At 29.2% G+C, this 16,389-nt stretch carries 13 protein-coding genes and 1 tRNA gene; 3 read left to right on the top strand and 11 right to left on the bottom strand.

Going from position 1 to position 16,389, the window contains the following annotated elements:
- Positions 1–166: 166 nt before the first annotated feature.
- From CQA76_RS00685 to CQA76_RS00665, 5 genes are all read right to left on the bottom strand, one after another.
- Positions 167–1,768 carry an AAA family ATPase gene (locus CQA76_RS00685; protein ID WP_137621536.1) on the bottom strand — a complete coding sequence of 534 codons (1,602 nt, stop codon included), beginning with the start codon at positions 1,766–1,768 and terminating at the stop codon, positions 167–169.
- Positions 1,769–1,777: 9 nt separating this feature from the next.
- Positions 1,778–3,025 carry a tRNA (N(6)-L-threonylcarbamoyladenosine(37)-C(2))-methylthiotransferase MtaB gene (mtaB, locus tag CQA76_RS00680; RefSeq protein ID WP_137621535.1) on the bottom strand — a complete coding sequence of 416 codons (1,248 nt, stop codon included), beginning with the start codon at positions 3,023–3,025 and terminating at the stop codon, positions 1,778–1,780.
- Between the two features lie 3 nt (positions 3,026–3,028).
- Positions 3,029–4,573, bottom strand: coding sequence for a mechanosensitive ion channel family protein (locus CQA76_RS00675; protein ID WP_137621534.1), 1,545 nt, complete (start codon positions 4,571–4,573; stop codon positions 3,029–3,031).
- On the bottom strand, positions 4,570–5,625 hold the full coding sequence (gene aroB, locus CQA76_RS00670) for a 3-dehydroquinate synthase (RefSeq protein WP_137621533.1): 1,056 nt from the start codon (positions 5,623–5,625) through the stop codon (positions 4,570–4,572). Before aroB ends, CQA76_RS00675 begins: the two co-directional genes overlap by 4 nt.
- Before the next feature lie 153 nt (positions 5,626–5,778).
- Entirely contained in the window at positions 5,779–7,173 is a 1,395-nt protein-coding gene (locus tag CQA76_RS00665; protein ID WP_137621532.1) for a COG3400 family protein, read from the bottom strand.
- A 33-nt stretch (positions 7,174–7,206) separates the two neighbouring features.
- Between CQA76_RS00665 and tgt the strand changes: the two genes are divergently transcribed.
- The 3 genes from tgt (at position 7,207) to CQA76_RS00650 (ending at position 9,217) form a co-directional block, all read left to right on the top strand.
- Positions 7,207–8,337, top strand: a complete 1,131-nt coding sequence (gene tgt / locus CQA76_RS00660) for a tRNA guanosine(34) transglycosylase Tgt (protein ID WP_137621531.1) — start codon at positions 7,207–7,209, stop codon at positions 8,335–8,337.
- Positions 8,327–9,103, top strand: a complete 777-nt coding sequence (locus tag CQA76_RS00655) for a CorA family divalent cation transporter (RefSeq protein WP_137621530.1) — start codon at positions 8,327–8,329, stop codon at positions 9,101–9,103. The genes tgt and CQA76_RS00655 overlap by 11 nt, the downstream gene beginning before the upstream one ends.
- A gap of 37 nt (positions 9,104–9,140) precedes the next feature.
- Positions 9,141–9,217: transfer RNA gene (locus tag CQA76_RS00650), tRNA-Arg, on the top strand.
- 3 nt (positions 9,218–9,220) lie between these two features.
- Here CQA76_RS00650 and CQA76_RS00645 read toward each other — a convergent pair.
- The 6 genes from CQA76_RS00645 to CQA76_RS00620 are packed head-to-tail and all read right to left on the bottom strand — an operon-like array spanning position 9,221 to position 16,385.
- Positions 9,221–9,688, bottom strand: a complete 468-nt coding sequence (locus tag CQA76_RS00645; protein ID WP_137621529.1) for a hypothetical protein — start codon at positions 9,686–9,688, stop codon at positions 9,221–9,223.
- Positions 9,688–12,927 (bottom strand): cytochrome c biogenesis protein, encoded by a 3,240-nt coding sequence (gene ccsA, locus CQA76_RS00640; protein WP_137621528.1) that lies wholly within the window; start codon positions 12,925–12,927, stop codon positions 9,688–9,690. The genes CQA76_RS00645 and ccsA overlap by 1 nt, the downstream gene beginning before the upstream one ends.
- Positions 12,928–12,941: 14 nt before the next feature.
- Complete coding sequence (locus CQA76_RS00635; protein WP_137621527.1) at positions 12,942–13,637, bottom strand: ABC transporter ATP-binding protein; 696 nt, start codon at positions 13,635–13,637, stop codon at positions 12,942–12,944.
- Entirely contained in the window at positions 13,624–14,394 is a 771-nt protein-coding gene (locus CQA76_RS00630) for an ABC transporter ATP-binding protein (protein WP_137621526.1), read from the bottom strand. Before CQA76_RS00630 ends, CQA76_RS00635 begins: the two co-directional genes overlap by 14 nt.
- Complete coding sequence (locus CQA76_RS00625) at positions 14,391–15,437, bottom strand: branched-chain amino acid ABC transporter permease (protein WP_137621525.1); 1,047 nt, start codon at positions 15,435–15,437, stop codon at positions 14,391–14,393. Before CQA76_RS00625 ends, CQA76_RS00630 begins: the two co-directional genes overlap by 4 nt.
- Positions 15,438–16,385: a branched-chain amino acid ABC transporter permease gene (locus CQA76_RS00620; protein ID WP_137621524.1), complete on the bottom strand. Its 948-nt coding sequence runs from the start codon at positions 16,383–16,385 to the stop codon at positions 15,438–15,440.
- Between the last annotated feature and the right edge of the window lie 4 nt (positions 16,386–16,389).

Here is a 16,389-nt window from a genome sequence, read left to right as displayed (position 1 = left end):
ACAACTTTGAGTGTTATTTTGTCAAGTATATATATAAAAAAATTTACTTAATTTAATTTAGTCTATATAACTAAAGTTTTATGAGTTAGAATTATATAATATATTTTATCAATTTATAAGAACACATTGAAAATATAAAAATTTCAATGTGTTGTGAATTTTAAAATTAAATTTGCATGAAAAGTTTGATATCTTTGTATTCGATTTTTTCTTGATCAAGAAGAAGTTCTGATAGTTTTAAAATTTTTTCTTTCATAGAAGATAAAAATTCATCCACTTCCTTTTTATATTCGTCCAAATTGGCCTCTTCTATCATATCAAAATTGATCATATATTCTAGCAATTCTTTGATCTTTAAAAAATCATTTTGTGAGTTTGTATAAGTCTCATTATAAATTAAATTCATGGCTCTAGAACCGGATAAATAAACCTTGATACGATTGATAAGTTCGGATTTGGATCTGATATTTTTTTCATATTCTTTAAAGCGATCTTCAATGAGAGTGAATTTTTCAAATCCTATATCAAAATAATACGCGCTTAATGCCTTAGCCGCTTGATAAGTAGCTTGAATTTTCTTTTCCTCATCATTAAAAGTTAAAATTTTCTTTTTACCTACAAGAACTTTATTTAACACGGCATAAAAGTCATTTTCTTCAACTAAAGTACTATTTCTTCTTAAGGCATTAATTGCCGCTTCATTAACTAAAGTTTCAAGCCCTGCTCCACTAAAACCAACACTTGCTTTAGCAATTTTGCTTAAATCAACATTATTGCTTTTGCCTTTCATATAAATTTCTAAGATTTTAAGTCTATCTTTAAAATCAGGCAAGGATAAAAAAATACGTCTGTCAAAACGCCCTGAACGCAATAAAGCCGGATCCATAAGCTCTATTTTATTGGTAGCGGCTATAACGATAACGCCGTTATTGTCCTCAAAGCCATCCATTTGAGTTAAAAGTTGATTTAAGGTGCTATCTCTTTCAACGTTTGACATCTCACCTCTTGCTTTACCCACGGCATCGATTTCATCGATAAAAATAATGCTTGGTGCCATCATTTTAGCTTTAGAAAAAAGCTCCCTAACTCTTTTAGCACCCATTCCAACATAAATTTCTACAAAACTAGATCCACTTTGATAAAAAAAGGGAACTCCTGCTTCCCCTGCAACGGCTTTGGCTATAAGAGTTTTTCCTACCCCTGGAGGACCAACCATCAAAACCCCTTTGGGCATTTTTACACCAAATTCTTTGTATTTTTTGGAATTTTGTAAAAAATCCACCAATTCGCTCAATTCCATTTTTACTTCATCTACGCCTGCAACATCATCGAAAGTAATACTGGAAATGACAGGCTTTATATTTGATTCTAAATTCGCAATCGAAGTTTGTGTTTGAGTTTTTTTAGATGAAATTGGATATTTAGAAAATTCTTTTTTGCGAATAAAAGCTAAGATTAAAAAAAGAATGATAAAAATAACAATCGCAATAAAAAATATCCACAAGGTATTATCTTTTTTTATTTCTACTGGAACTTTAGCTAAAAGGGTTTTTAGATCGATGCCATCTTTTATAATAGCATAATTTCCTTCTTTAGTTTTTAATAAAATTTTTTCATCATCAATGACGGCTTTTTGAATCAAATTTTCACTTAATAAACCTTGATAAAGATTTTCATCAATATATTCTGGTTCGTTTTTGACGTATAAAATTCCAAAAAGTACGCACAAAATTATAAAAGATACGAGTATGATTTTTTTATTTTTCATTTTTCAACCTTACAAATTTGAAAAATTATATTTTTCTTGCACTTCATATCGGTTTATTAGCAACCATTCTTTAGTTATATCTTGTTCGCTTTTTATTTTTATTTTATTAAAAAATTGATCATAACCTTCAAAAACGCCATCTTTTTGAGTTTCGACTAAAATTTCAAGCGGAACTTTATTTTTTTTTCTAAATTCATAATTATTTTTTTCTACGATATCCTTTAAAAGATTCAATCTTTCCTTAGCCACATCACCACTAACAAGATCTTCTTTCATAGTGGCTGAATGAGTATTGTTTCTAGGGCTAAAAATAAAAGCGTGTATGTGAGTGAGTGGGAAATTTTTAAAATGATTTAAAGCTTCACTCCATATTTGTTCATTTTCTCCAGGATGGCCTACTATAAAATCAGTCCCTAAGGCAAAACCCTTGTTTGCTATAAAATTAAAAAGTTTTAAATCATTATCAGTATGCGAACGCCTTCTCATAATGCGTAGCATTTTTTCACTCGTGTGTTGTAAAGCAATATGCAAATGCTTTTCGATCCAAGCCTCATCTAAAATTTCTAAAAAACTTTCATCAATTTGTGCAGGTTCTAAACTGCCAAGCCTTATACGCTTTATCCCTGAAATTTTTCCCATTTTTTGCAAAAGTTTTCCTAGCGTTGTGCCGTTTTTTATACCATAAGATCCTATATTAGTTCCTGTTAAAACGATTTCAGAATAACCATTTTGTGCAAGAATTTCTACTTGTTTTAAAAGATCTTTTTCTTCTACACTTCTTGATTTGCCCCTTACACTAGGTATGATGCAATATGAACACGCAAAATCGCATCCTTCTTGAATTTTAACAAAGGCTTTAGTGTGGTTTTCATACTCACAAACGATATCTTTATCGATAAAATTTAAATTTCCAAGCTCATAAAAACTTGTTTTTGCGTTTAAAAATTCATTGATTTTATCTTTATTAGACGCTCCTAGCACTCCAAAAACCTGCTTTTGCTCTAAAAGCTCTTTTCCTTTGCTCACAGCCCCACATCCTGTAAGTATGACTTTGACTCCTTGTTTTTTCATGGTATTGATATACGATTTTATCCCACTATCAGCTCCATTTGTAACCGTGCAGGAATTTACAACTACAATTTGTGCTTCTTTTTCATCATTAGTGATTTCAAAATCTTTCACATAACGTTTTAAAAGCTCTGTATCATAAATATTTGTTCTACATCCAAAGGTTTTAAAAAAAACTTTTTCTTTCAATCTTTATTCCTTTATGGAAAAATCTTTAGTCTTATGACTTAAATTCATTTTATCCAAATATAAATTTTGTGTTGGATAGGCGATTTTTATGTCGCTGTGTTTTTTAAACTCTTTAATAATTTCTTTACTAATTGTACTTCTAAGAACTAAAGCTGCGTAAGAATTTGTCATATACCAAGCAGAAATTCTCATTCCCCAATGCTCAAAAAATACAAAAAATCTAGGTTCCACTTTAGGATTTTTAATGCTATATTCATCTTGCAAACGATACATAGTTTTTCTTGCAAGCTCTGTGTATTTTTTTGCATGATGAGTTACAATATTCTCCACTATCTCTTGGGCTTTATCAATATTGCTATCAAAGCTTATATTAATATCGATACCATCAAGGATAGTTTTCATACCATGATGAGTATAATTAGCCAATAAATTTGTAAAAACATAATTATTTGGTATAAAAATAATACGACCGCTACGGCGATTTTTAGTATAAGTTTCAAGAGTAAGCTCTTCATAAAGAGTAATTCTTAAAAAAGAAATATCTATAATATCACCCACATAAGTAGTATCATTTTGAAAAACTTTTATGCGATCACCTACTCTAAAACTACCGCCAAAAACGATCACGCACCATCCAAGCATAGACATAAACATATCTTTCATAGCGATAGCTAAACCCGCAGAAGCAAATCCGAGTATGGTTACAAGATAACTTATATTTTCTATATAAGCAAACAACAAGATGAGTAAAATTATATTAATATTAATAAAATTAATAATTTTAGTTGCAGTATAATATCTTTCATTATCTTTGATGTATTTTCTAGCGATAAATTTAAGTACAAAAGCAATTGCAACTACCAAAACAATTGCTATGAGTATATTGACCGCTCTTAAGCCTTGTACTTTAATTTCGGCACTTACTCTTGTAATTTCTTCATCAATTTTTTTTTCATAAACCGAATAAGAGACGCTGATAAAATTTAAAATTTGCCCAAATTCTTCTAGTTTTTGATCAGATTCTTTTAAAGCTTGTATATTTTTAGTATTTGGATCAAGTTCAATCAATTCCTTAAGTTTTAAATTTTTTTCCTTGATCTTATCGACTAAATTTTTAAATTCATTAAATTTGGATATATATTCTTCTTTTTCTCCTTTTAATTTTTTTATATGAGAAAAAGCCCCAATAATAGCCAAGGGATTGGTAAGTTTTGGTAAAACTTCAATATTATTTGGTGCACTTAAAATTTGTGCAAAATTTAAATCTTTATATTCTTTTAATAAGTTCAATTGTTCTTTTAAATTGCTAATTTTTCGTTTTATCTCTTCTTGTGTATGCAGATCTGTACTTTTTTTTAATTCTAAATTTAAGATAGCAATTTCATCACTAATACCTTGATATTTTATAAAATTCTCATACCTAATATTCCAAATACTTGCATTAATAATTGAATTTAAAGCATCAATTTTTTCTTTAATATTGTTTGTACGATTAGTATCTCCAAAAACTGCGATAAAAAATAAAGCTAAAATAATAATTTTTTTCATGAGAATTCTTTTAAAGTTTTAATGATATCCTTTGGATCAATATCGCCTTTAATCAAGCCTCTACCTAAAGAATTGATTAAAATGAAATTTAATTTTCGGTTAGAATTTTTCTTATCCATAAAAAAAGCTTCATAGAAAGCTTCGACATTATCAATCTTATATCGCGTTGGTAGATTAAATTTTTTTAAAATTTGTTCAATTTTGTCGCATTCTTTTTCACTTAAAAGACTTAAATTTAAAGCCAGATGATTTGCCATATTCATACCTATAGCCACAGCTTCGCCGTGTAAATATACGCTATATTTGGTTAAATTTTCTATCACGTGAGCAAAAGTATGACCATAGTTTAAAAGCATTCTAAGATGGTTTTCTTTTTCATCTTGCTCTACCACTTTAGCCTTAAGCTCTATGCTTTTAGCGATAATTTTGGAAAAAATTTCATTTTCACATTTTGCGCTTAAAAAAGCTTTTTCATCCATACTTTCTATAAAATCAAGCAAATCTTTATCAAATATCACTGCCATTTTAATAAATTCTGCCATACCAGCAGCCAATTCTCTTTCGCCTAAAGTTCTTAAAAATTCACTTTCACAATACACAGCTTTTGGTTGATAAAAAGTGCCTATAAGATTTTTTCCAAAAGAATTATTGATTCCAGTTTTTCCTCCAACAGCAGCATCAACACAAGCTAAAAGCGTCGTAGGGATATTGATAAAATCAATGCCTCTTTTATAAATACTCGCTGCAAAGCCACCCATATCGCTGATAACTCCGCCACCAAAGCTTATTAGAATACTTTTTCTATCAAGCTTAGAATTAAACATTTGATTTAGAATTTCTTCTATAGTGTTTAAATTTTTATATTCTTCTCCATCCTTTATCGTGGCGATAAAAATTTCTTTGGCTTTAATTTTATTGAGTAATTTTTTTAGATGAAATCCTGAAATTTTAGGATTTGAAAGTATAAAAACTTTAGTATCAAATTCCAAATTTTCCAACTCATCGATATAAACTTGATACGCATTTTCTTTTAAATTGACTTTTATTTGCATTTTTTCACTTTTTAATTTTTATAAATCTATTCTAACAAAATCAGATTAATTATTATTTTAATCTTTTTGTTTTTTTAGAAAAAAAATTAATTTGTTCAAAAAAATGATAAATTATCAGTTAAAATTTTACAATACTTAATTTTTTGAAATACCCTACTCAACTGGTATAAAAAGCTGATAATTTTGTTTCATTTTTGCATAATGTCTATTTAAATTAGTGCTTAAACTCTTGCTAAAATTTCCATTTAAAAGCTCTTCTTCAAAGCTTACAAACTGCAATAAATCATCACGATATTGTAAATTTAAAATAGGATTTTCATCTCTTTTGTGAATGATTTGAATATTCTTGTCATAAATTTTAGCCAAACTTCTAAAATATTCTTTCATATCACTAATATTTTGTGAATTTGGATTGTAATAATAAAGCGTTAAATTAAAATCAAGCTGTTTGCTAAAATCAGTAATTACATTGGCATTATTTTCAAGCTCACTCTCATTGGAACTTAAAATCACCGATTCTTTTAAACTTTCAAAACTACACTCACCTATTTTCAGTATAGGAATTTTTAAATCAAATAATATCTTTTTTTCTTTTTCAAAATGCCTATTATCCGTAATAAACATACCTATATCATTATTTTCCAAAAAAGAATTTAAGTTTTTAAAATCAGTATTAAAATAATCGAAAAATATCCCTTGTCTTTTGTAAAATAACTCTTTAAGTTTATTAAATATAAAACCGAATTTAGGATTAATCACTCTTATAAAAATTTTTTTTGCATTGCTCTTTTCTTCAAGCTGTAAGGTTGTATTGATTAAGTTTTCCTGAGTTTTTTCACTCATATTTTTCATATCAATCAAAGTAAAAATATTACTTCCAAAAGGAATAGGAAATTGCCCTGCTTTATCTTTGATATTATGAAAAATACTTTGAAGAACTGCGGGATCTCCCACGATTAAAATGCTATCGTTGGGTTCTAAAACAAAACTAGGTTTCACAAAATAAATTTTTGAATTTCTATAAATTAAAACTATACGCCATCTTTTTTGCTGAATTGAGCTAATGTGCCTATAAGCAAAAATAGATCCTGAGGGAATTTTTACTTCCATAATCTCACCTTCACCAAGACCTATGTATTGAGCTGTAAGTGCAATATCTGGGAAAAAATTCATCAGTCTGCGACTTAAAGTCATCCTAGCATCAATCAAATTCACACGAGAATCATTAATATTTAAACCCCAAAAATCCATAATTTCAATCTCTAAATTAATATCCAATAAACGCAGAGCTTCATAACTCTTTCTTGTTTCAAACTCATCTTGCATATAAATAAAAGCTTGTTTAAAATTTCTACCTATGATTACTTCAAAACGTGCAGTGCTTGTAGGATCAAAATAATGTATTTCAAAAGAATCGTTATTTATATTTAGTTCTTCCTTATTCTGGCAAACGATAGTAAAAAAATAACCCAATCCCTTTTCAAAACAAAGCCTTTCTAAGAAATGCTTTGCTAAAATTCCATCAATTATAATTAAAATATGATTCATTGTGTTTATCTCCAAAAAAAGGAATTATATCAAATGGAATTTAAATTAAAGCATAAGGATGGCATAGCCAGAGTGTGTGAAATCACTACAGCACATAGCATCTTCGAAACTCCTATTTTTATGCCTGTTGGAACAGTAGGTGCGGTTAAAAGTCTTGATGCTAATGATCTTAAAAATGAATTAGATGCAAAAATTATTCTTGCTAATACTTACCATATGTATTTACGTCCTGGTTTGGAGGTGATTAGAAATTTTAAGGGTTTGCATGGTTTTACTCAATTTGATAGAAGTTTTTTAACCGATAGTGGTGGTTTTCAAGCTTTTTCTTTAAGTAAAAATTCAAAACATTTTAGCGAGGGTATAGAATTTAAAAGCCATATTGATGGAAGCAAACATCTTTTTACCCCTAAAAGCGTTTTGGATATCCAATACACTTTTAAATCAGACATTATGATGATCTTAGATGATCTAGTTGCCCTGCCTGCAACCAAAGAAAGGATAAAAATTTCTGTCAATAGAACTATTTTATGGGCAAAAGAAGCCATAGAATACCATAAAAAAATGCAAAATGAAAATATAGGTTTAGATCAAAATATTTTTGGAATCATCCAAGGTGGAACTGATTATGAGGAAAGAAAACGTTGTGCTTTAGCTTTAAATGAAATGGAATTTGATGGACTGGCTATAGGAGGGCTTAGTGTCGGGGAGGAAAATGCTCTCATGTATGAAACTGTAGAAAATTTAAATCCTTTTTTAGATGAAAACAGACCAAGATATTTAATGGGTGTTGGCACTCCTGAAGATCTAGTAGAAAATGTTGCACGTGGAGTGGATATGTTTGATTGTGTTATGCCAACAAGAAATGCTAGAAATGGAACTTTTTTCACTAGTTTTGGTAAATTTAATATCAAAAAAGCAGAATTTATCAACGATCATGATCCTATAGATAAAACTTGTCAATGCTACACTTGCTGTAACTTCTCACGTGCTTATTTAAACCATCTTTTTAAAGCTAAGGAACTAACTTTTTTCCGTTTAGCAAGTTTGCATAATTTACATTATTATCTTGATTTAGTAAAACAAATGAGAGAAGCGATTAAAAAAAATAAATTTGAACAATTTAAAAAAGATTTTTATTCTAAAAGGCTAAATAATGCAATATGATGAAAACTTAGCCAAATTTCTAAGTAAAAATCCTAACACTTTATATATAGACTTTTTAGGACAAAAAATTTTGATTTTATCCTCTTTAAATATCAAGAATGAGAAAGAAAAAGTATATGTTTTCGGATTTGAAGAAGAAAATATTTTTAAATTAGATAATGTAGAATTTAAACCTTTAAGTCTTAATGATTTTTTAAATATTATTCGCACAAATTTAGACGAATATAAAGCTGAAAATGCTCATTTTGAAAGCATTATAGAACATAAAGAAAATATACTTTTAAAAGGAAATTTAATTAAAAACTTTTTTAAAAAAAGCTTTATTTTAAAGCAAAAAATTAATAGGAATTTAAAAAATCTTTCTCTGCTTAATGAAGCTTTAAATTTACTTGCTGAAACAAGTCCTCATAAAAAAGCTTTAAGACCCTTAATTTTTGGTGTTAATATAGCTTTAAAAAATAGCAAAGAAATTTTAACAAGATTAAATGAATTGCATTTATTAATCAGTGCCATAAAAAATGAAAGAATCAATCAAAGTTTATATTTTTTAAGCGTACTTTCTGCAATATTTTTACCTCTAAATTTAATCGTGGGATTTTTTGGAATGAATACCAATGGATTGTTTTTAAATGGAAATAAAAACGCTACTTGGTATATTTTTACTCTTATATGCTTCATTTTAATTATTGGACTCGTTGTTTATTATAAAAAAAGGAAAAAAGAGCTAGAATTTGATGATAAGATATCTAAAAAAACCCATAAATAACTTATTTTTAAGAAAAATATTATATAATAACATCTTTGCGCTCATAGCTCAGCTGGATAGAGCATTTGATTGCGGTTCAAAAGGCCAGAGGTTCGAATCCTCTTGAGCGCACCATTTTTATTGCTCTTCTTTGATCTTTCTCTTTGCTAATCCCATTTGCTCATAAGCATCGATTTCTTTTTTATAAGAACCAGAAATTTTCTTAAGTTCTTTATTTAAAAAACTCACAGTTTGTGCGCTTGCGTTCATATTTGAAGCCAATGCAGAGACAAACTCCAATTTTTTCTTAACAGCGTCATCTAATTCTTTAGAAGTTTTAGATCCTAATTTATGTGTAGCTACATACAATTTAGCGAGTTCTTGCAAGTCAGAATCCGTTAAATTTGAATCAGCCGCCGTTGCAATCATATTATCTAAATCGGTATCAAATACTTTTTTAGCTTTTTTTTGCTTAACAGAAGGAGTGTTTTTATTTTTTTTAGATATTTTTTTATCTCCACTTGTAATAAGATAAGCAATTAAGCTTAGAAATAACAAAAGAAAGATGGCAACACAAAATATTGCTAAAAAAATATAACTACCCATTAAAGTTTACCTACAAAATAGCGTTTTCTTCTTGCAAAAAATGCCAAAATCAACATAAGAGCAAAACCCCAATAAACATAATCAGGAATTTGGACTGCTTCTCCTGCTGCATAAGAATGAAGTCCGCTTAAAAAATAATTTACACCAAAATAAGTCATGATTATCACCCAATAAGCAAACATACTCCATAAAGAAAATATAAATTGATTGCAATATTTTGGAATCATTCTAAGATGTAAAATTGCCGCATAAACTAAAATACTTATCAAAGCCCAAGTTTCTTTAGAATCCCAACTCCAATATCTTCCCCAGCTTTCATTCGCCCAAATTGCACCCAAAAAATTTCCAACTGTAAGCAGACAAAGACCTAAAATCATCGCCATTTCATTAATTCTTGTCGCTTCTGTAATATTTCTTAAAATATGCGAATTATATTTTCCATCTGTTTTAAGAAAACACATTAACAATAAAACAAAAATACCAAGTAAGGCACAAAGCCCTAAAAATCCATAACTAGCAGTAATTACAGATACATGAATACTAAGCCAATAAGAATTTAAAACTGGCACGAGATTTGTAATCTGTGGATTCATCTCGCTTAAATATGCCACCATAAGCACAACTCCGGATAAAATAGAAGTAAGAGAGAGTGCTATAGGACTTTTTTTGGAAAAGAATATCCCAGATAAAGACAAAGCCCAAGCAATATAAACCATACTTTCATAACCATTACTCCAAGGAGCATGTTCTGCCAAATAAGCACGCAATATCAGGCCTATAGTATGGATCAAAAAAGCTAAAATATTTAAGATGTAGACTACTTTGAATATCTTAGCAATTTTTAAATTTGGTGCAATCATCTTTGCAAAAACAAGAATTAAAAGCAAAAATCCCGCAAGCAAATAAATAGGTGAAAGTTTTACAAATATTTTAGCCTTATTTGAAAAAATTTCCAGGTCGATTCTTGTTTTGCTAGGCATAACCTTATATCCTACTTTTTCTTGATATTGTTTGATTAGTGCTAAGCCCTCATTAGCTCCAGTCCAATTATTATCTTCAAAAGCTTGATCTACGGCATTAAAATAATTCCTGATCAATGCCAAAACAAATTGACCCTCTTCCCCTTTTAAAGTTGTAACAGCAGAAAAAGGTGCCAACCAAATATTATTCTCGCTATTTTGCATAGGAATAAATTTAAAAAGTTCTCCGCTAAAAACTAAATTCACTATATTGGCTCTTTCGTCTAATTTGATCATTTCTTTGTCAAAAACACTTCTTGCGTTTGGATTTTTGCGATTTGCATTTTCAACGTATTTTTGAAGTTTATAATGTCTATTTTCATCAAAAAAATCTTTATAAGAAATATATTTTTGATTAGAAATTCCTAAAATTTTAGCAATATTTTCACGAACAATTTTATTTTGAGGCATCAAAATAAAAGGTTCATTTTCCCATTTATCTACATCAACAAGCATAGAAAGCATTATAGCATTAGCACTCTGTCCTTTATAGCTTTCACTTTGGTGAATTTTTTCCAGAATTTCTCTCGCTAAAGTGTCAAAAGGAATCATTCTACCGTCTACCGACTTTTGCAAAACTAGCGATCCAAGGGCTTTGGCATGTTCTGAATTTACAATGGGTAAATCAATATTTTTTGCAAAAATTTTATCAACTCCAAAAAATATAAAAAATATCAATAAAAAAGATCCAATATTTTTTAAAGAGTCCTGATTTATAAGTCTCGCTAGAGTTCTAAATCTTGAATTTGGATTTAAAAAATTTAAAAACATTCCAAGAATGAGTAAAAAATAACCTATATAAGTAGGTACTTTCCCTGGATCTTTATTGACTGAAAGTATGGTTCCTTTTTCATCCTGATCATAAGAACTCTGATAAAATCTATAACCATGATAATCTAAAACATTATTCATAAATATCCTGTAATCAAAATTTTCATTACCATTCTTAACTGTAATTTCACTTGCATAAGAAGCAGGAGACATAGAACCCGGATAACGATCTATAATAAAATCTTTTAAATAAATTTCAAAAGGAAGTTGCCTGTAAGAAAGCGTCCAAGAGATAAAAAATTTCTGCCCATCAATTTCAACCATAATTGGTTTATCATATTCAAAAATATAAAAATCTTTTTTTTGATTTTTATAGTCTAGCTCAAGTTTTAAAGCATAAACACCTTTTAAATTTAAAGCCTGATATTCTTTACTCATTGCAAAATCTTTAAATTTTAATAGCCAGGAAGTTTTCCAATTTTGAGGTTCCCCAAAAGTAGAAACCATCATTGTTCTAATAAATTCCAACCAAGCAGACTTAAACCATAACCAAAAACTTTCATCTTGAGGTCTATTTACACCCTGAATTTCTTTTACTCCATGTAAAGAAGCAAATTTAACAACAAAATTTAAATCATTTAGACTATAAAGTCTAAGTTCTTTTGCATTTTCACTTTCTCCGGATTTTAAAGTCAAATTTTCATTTTCTTTCATATTAAAAACATTTAAATTTTCACTAGAGCTTAGTTTTAAATTTTCATCTATTTTAATATAAGGTTTAGAAACATTATCATTCATGAAAGCAAAATTAATTCCATCTATATTGCGAATTTCCCCTTTTTTAAATTCTAATGTAATGCCTTGCATGTCTTTTTGAGAAAGTGTTAAAGCAAGTAAAGGATCTGAAGTGTTATTTTCTTTATAAACATAGCTTGCATCTAAAATCAAGTCTTTATATTTTAAAACCGCCTTATCACCACCTATATCTAAACTGAGTTTGAAAGAGTTAGCAAAAGGCAAATTTCCAATATATCGATCATTGACCGCTGTATAGCGTTCTCCATCTTTAATAGCAGAAATTCTAAGCGAAGTTTTTGAACTCTCTATAAGTGAGTTTTGAGTATGTTCTCTTATGGATAAACTCCCTTCAAATCCATAATATCTGGTAATTGCAGATCCGACGAGGATGAAAAGAAAAGATATGTGAAAAATTATCAAAGGTATTTTTTTTAAATTAAACATCTTATAGCGAAACATACCGCAAAACAAATTAATTCCGAGTAATAATTGTATATATTCAAACCAAAAGGTATCATAAATCATCGCCCAAGCTGTAGAAGTACCATAAGCACTCTCTATAAAAGTTGCTAAAGCACAAAATAATGCAAAAAGCAAAAATAAAGCTATAGAAATTTTTAAATCTCCTACACTTTTGACAATTTTTTTCATTGCTATAATCCTTTTTAAAGTCCTAAATATTTTTTTCTAATATCATCATTGCCTACCAAGCTTTTAGCTTCTCCCTGCATTACAATTTTACCATTTTCTAAAACATAAGCATAATCACTTATTTTTAATGCAGAATAAGCATTTTGTTCCACCAAAAGTATAGTTATTCCTTCATTTTTTAAACGCACTATAATATCAAAAACCTCTCCAACAATTTTAGGAGCAAGTCCTAAAGAAGGCTCATCAAGCATCAAAAGCTTAGGTTCACTCATCAAGGCTCTTGAAATAGCCAACATTTGAGCTTCCCCACCACTTAAACTTCCAGCCATAGAGTGCTTTTTGCTTGCAAGTCTTGGAAATAATTTATACATTTGCTCTCTTAAATGTTCATAATTTTCACTATTGTTGTAGGCTCCGATCTTTAAATTTTCTTCTACGCTAAGATTAATAAAAACACGCCTTCCTTCTGGAACTAAAGCGATTCCTTTTTGAACCAAAGTATGTGTTAAGTGTCTTTTTGTATCGTAACCTAAAAAATTAACCTCTCCTGTGCGTTTAACCGAATTTAAAAGAGCATTTAAAGTAGAAGTTTTGCCAGCACCATTTGATCCAATCAGCGATACTATATGACCTGTCTCTACCTTAAAGTCAATACCTTTGACTGCTTCAATCAAGCCATAATATACGTGCAAATCTTTAACTACTAGCATCAAAATCTCCTAAATAAGCAGCTATAACTTCTTTATGTTCCACTGCATCACTTAACTTTCCTTCAAAAATGGTTTTTCCATAATCAAGAACTAAAACCCTATCACATAATTGATTAACAAATTTCATATCGTGCTCTATAAGTAAAATACTGATTTTATAGTCTTTTCTAAGTTTTAAAATGAGATCAGCTAATTCATCACCTTCGCTTGAATTCATTCCAGCAGCTGGTTCATCTAATAATAAAAGTTTCGGATTTGTCGCCATCGCACGAGCAATTTCAACCTTTCTTTGCTGTCCATAACTTAAACTCGTAGCTTTTTCATTTGCCAAATCAGCAATTCCTAATTCTTCTAAAATACTATAGGCTTTACGATTAAATTCTTTTTCAACTTTACAAAAACGACCAAAATGAAAGAATGCTTCTAAAACGCTATATTTCATCTGCTTATTAAAGCCTATCATTACATTTTCAAGAACATTCATACTTGAAAAAAGTCTTATATTTTGAAAAGTTCTTGCTATACCCAAATGTACAATTTCATAAGGTTTAAGATGGTTAATTCTTTGCTTTTGAAAAAAAACTTCTCCGCTGGTTGGTTTATAATTTCCTGTGATAATATTAAAAAGAGTTGTCTTTCCAGCTCCATTTGGACCAATAAGGGCAAAAATTTCTCCTTCTTTTATACAAAAAGAAGTCTCATTAATTGCTTGAATTTCTCCAAATTTTTTAGTAATTTTTTTAAGCTCTAGTATCATTTATATTCCTTTTTAGAGCATTGTTTATTTTTAAAGAAAGAATTTAACTCCTTATCTCCAAAAATTCCTCGTCTTGCAAAAAGCATAACTAAGATTAATATTAAAGAAAAAACAACCATACGAAGACCTGGCATAGAATGTATATCAATATTTAAAATATCAATTTTAATTTGTATTTCATCTAAAAATCTTAGCCATTCTCTACCGCCTACAATCAAAATTGTACCTATAATAGCTCCTGTAGTAGAACCTAATCCTCCCAATACTATAATAGTTAATAGTATAAAAGTGAATTCAAAACCAAATTGCTCAGGTGAAACAGAACCAAGCAAACAAACCAAAAGCCCTCCGCCAATACCTTCTAAAAAAGCAGAGGCTGTAAAAGCGAGAGTTTTAATCCAAAAAGTATTGATACCCATAGCACTTGCAGCGTCTTCATCATCCCTTACAGCTTTCATAGCTCTACCAAATTTAGAATAAACTAAATTTAAAATCAAAATAACTGAAATGATGGCAATTCCACCCGTCCAATACAAATTTGAAAATAAAGGTATTCCATTTAACCCCATAGAACCATTGGTTAAACTTGGGAAATTAATTGCTAGTTTTTGTATGATAATACCAAAACCTAAAGTTACAATTGCTAAATAATCACCTCTTACACGAAATACCGCAAAAGAAAGGATTAAAGATAAAATACAAGCACTAATACCTGCCATTAAAAGAGCTAAAATAAAAGAATTAGTATGCAAGGCTAAGATTATAGGACTTGGATCTTCTAAATTAAACAAATCATTTTTTTGGTCAGTACTTAAAAGCACTAAAGCAGCTGCATAAGCTCCAATAGCTATAAAACCATTTGGTCCTAAAGAAAATTGTCCTGTTACCCCGTTGATAAGATTATAACTAACAGCTAAGGTAATATAGATAGCAATTTGATTCAATATACCCATTCCATAGCTATCAAAAAAATATGGAGAAAGACTTATAAAAGCAATCGCTAAAATAATATAAATTAAGGCAGAAATTTTTATCTTTGTCATCTAAAACCTACTTTTTTCAAAATTAATACCCAAAATTCCTGTTGGTTTAAAAAGTAAAATAAGCACTAAAAAAATAAAAGCAAAAGCATCTTTAAAACCTGAAAGATCCGGAAAAAAAGCAACAACCATAACCTCGGTAAGACCGATGATTAACCCTCCCAAAACAGCTCCGACGACAGATCCAATTCCACCCAAAACAGCAGCTGCAAAAGCTTTAAGTCCAACCAATGTTCCCATAGTAGGGTAAACAGAATAATAATTGCTGGACCAAAAAATTCCTGCTATAGCCGCCAAAGCTGAACCTAAAGCAAAAACAATAGCTATAATACGATTTGCATTAATACCCATTAAATTTACTGTTTGTATATCAAAAGCTAAAGCACGAATAGCTATACCATATTTACTTTTATATAGAAGAATAAGTACAACTGTCATTACAAATAATGTTACTAAAGGAACCAATAAAGAACCTAAAGTTATACTGATCTTACCTATTGTTATCATTTTCTCAAAAACAGGAGGAACTGGAAATTGCTGTTCTGTTGAAGTGAAAATCATATTAAATAAATTTTGCAAAAAGAAACTGATTCCAATAGCTGTAATTAAAAGTGAAATTCTAGGAGCTTTTCTTAAAGGCTTGTAAGCAATTTTGTCAATAATAACTCCAACCATAGAAGAAAAAAACATAGAAACTATTAAAGCAACTATAAAAATTGCTAAAACATATTTTCCAATTCCATCATCAACCAAAGAAATATTTACAAATGGAGATAAACAATTGATAAGCAAAAGTGCAATATAGGCTCCCACCATCATGATATCGCCATGTGCAAAATTAATAAGTCTTAAAACACCATACACCATAGTATAACCTACAGCAATAAGAGCATACATACTCCCCAAACTTAAGCCATTAACAATTTGTTGTAAAAATAAAACAGAGTCCATTTTA

Source organism: Campylobacter aviculae, from assembly GCF_005406215.1.
In the GTDB taxonomy this organism is placed as follows: Bacteria; Campylobacterota; Campylobacteria; order Campylobacterales; family Campylobacteraceae; genus Campylobacter_D; species Campylobacter_D aviculae.
This window is presented reverse-complemented; position numbering and strand designations above follow the sequence as displayed.

Excerpts from the sequence above, each read along its gene's own strand:
- CQA76_RS00685 (WP_137621536.1), bottom strand. The coding sequence starts at position 1,768 with ATGAAAAATAAAAAAATCATACTCGTATCTTTTATAATTTTGTGCGTA.
- CQA76_RS00675 (WP_137621534.1), bottom strand. The coding sequence starts at position 4,573 with ATGAAAAAAATTATTATTTTAGCTTTATTTTTTATCGCAGTTTTTGGA.
- aroB (WP_137621533.1), bottom strand. The coding sequence starts at position 5,625 with ATGCAAATAAAAGTCAATTTAAAAGAAAATGCGTATCAAGTTTATATC.
- CQA76_RS00665 (WP_137621532.1), bottom strand. The coding sequence starts at position 7,173 with ATGAATCATATTTTAATTATAATTGATGGAATTTTAGCAAAGCATTTC.
- tgt (WP_137621531.1), top strand. The coding sequence starts at position 7,207 with ATGGAATTTAAATTAAAGCATAAGGATGGCATAGCCAGAGTGTGTGAA.
- CQA76_RS00655 (WP_137621530.1), top strand. The coding sequence starts at position 8,327 with ATGCAATATGATGAAAACTTAGCCAAATTTCTAAGTAAAAATCCTAAC.
- CQA76_RS00645 (WP_137621529.1), bottom strand. The coding sequence starts at position 9,688 with ATGGGTAGTTATATTTTTTTAGCAATATTTTGTGTTGCCATCTTTCTT.
- ccsA (WP_137621528.1), bottom strand. The coding sequence starts at position 12,927 with ATGAAAAAAATTGTCAAAAGTGTAGGAGATTTAAAAATTTCTATAGCT.
- CQA76_RS00635 (WP_137621527.1), bottom strand. The coding sequence starts at position 13,637 with ATGCTAGTAGTTAAAGATTTGCACGTATATTATGGCTTGATTGAAGCA.
- CQA76_RS00630 (WP_137621526.1), bottom strand. The coding sequence starts at position 14,394 with ATGATACTAGAGCTTAAAAAAATTACTAAAAAATTTGGAGAAATTCAA.
- CQA76_RS00625 (WP_137621525.1), bottom strand. The coding sequence starts at position 15,437 with ATGACAAAGATAAAAATTTCTGCCTTAATTTATATTATTTTAGCGATT.
- CQA76_RS00620 (WP_137621524.1), bottom strand. The coding sequence starts at position 16,385 with ATGGACTCTGTTTTATTTTTACAACAAATTGTTAATGGCTTAAGTTTG.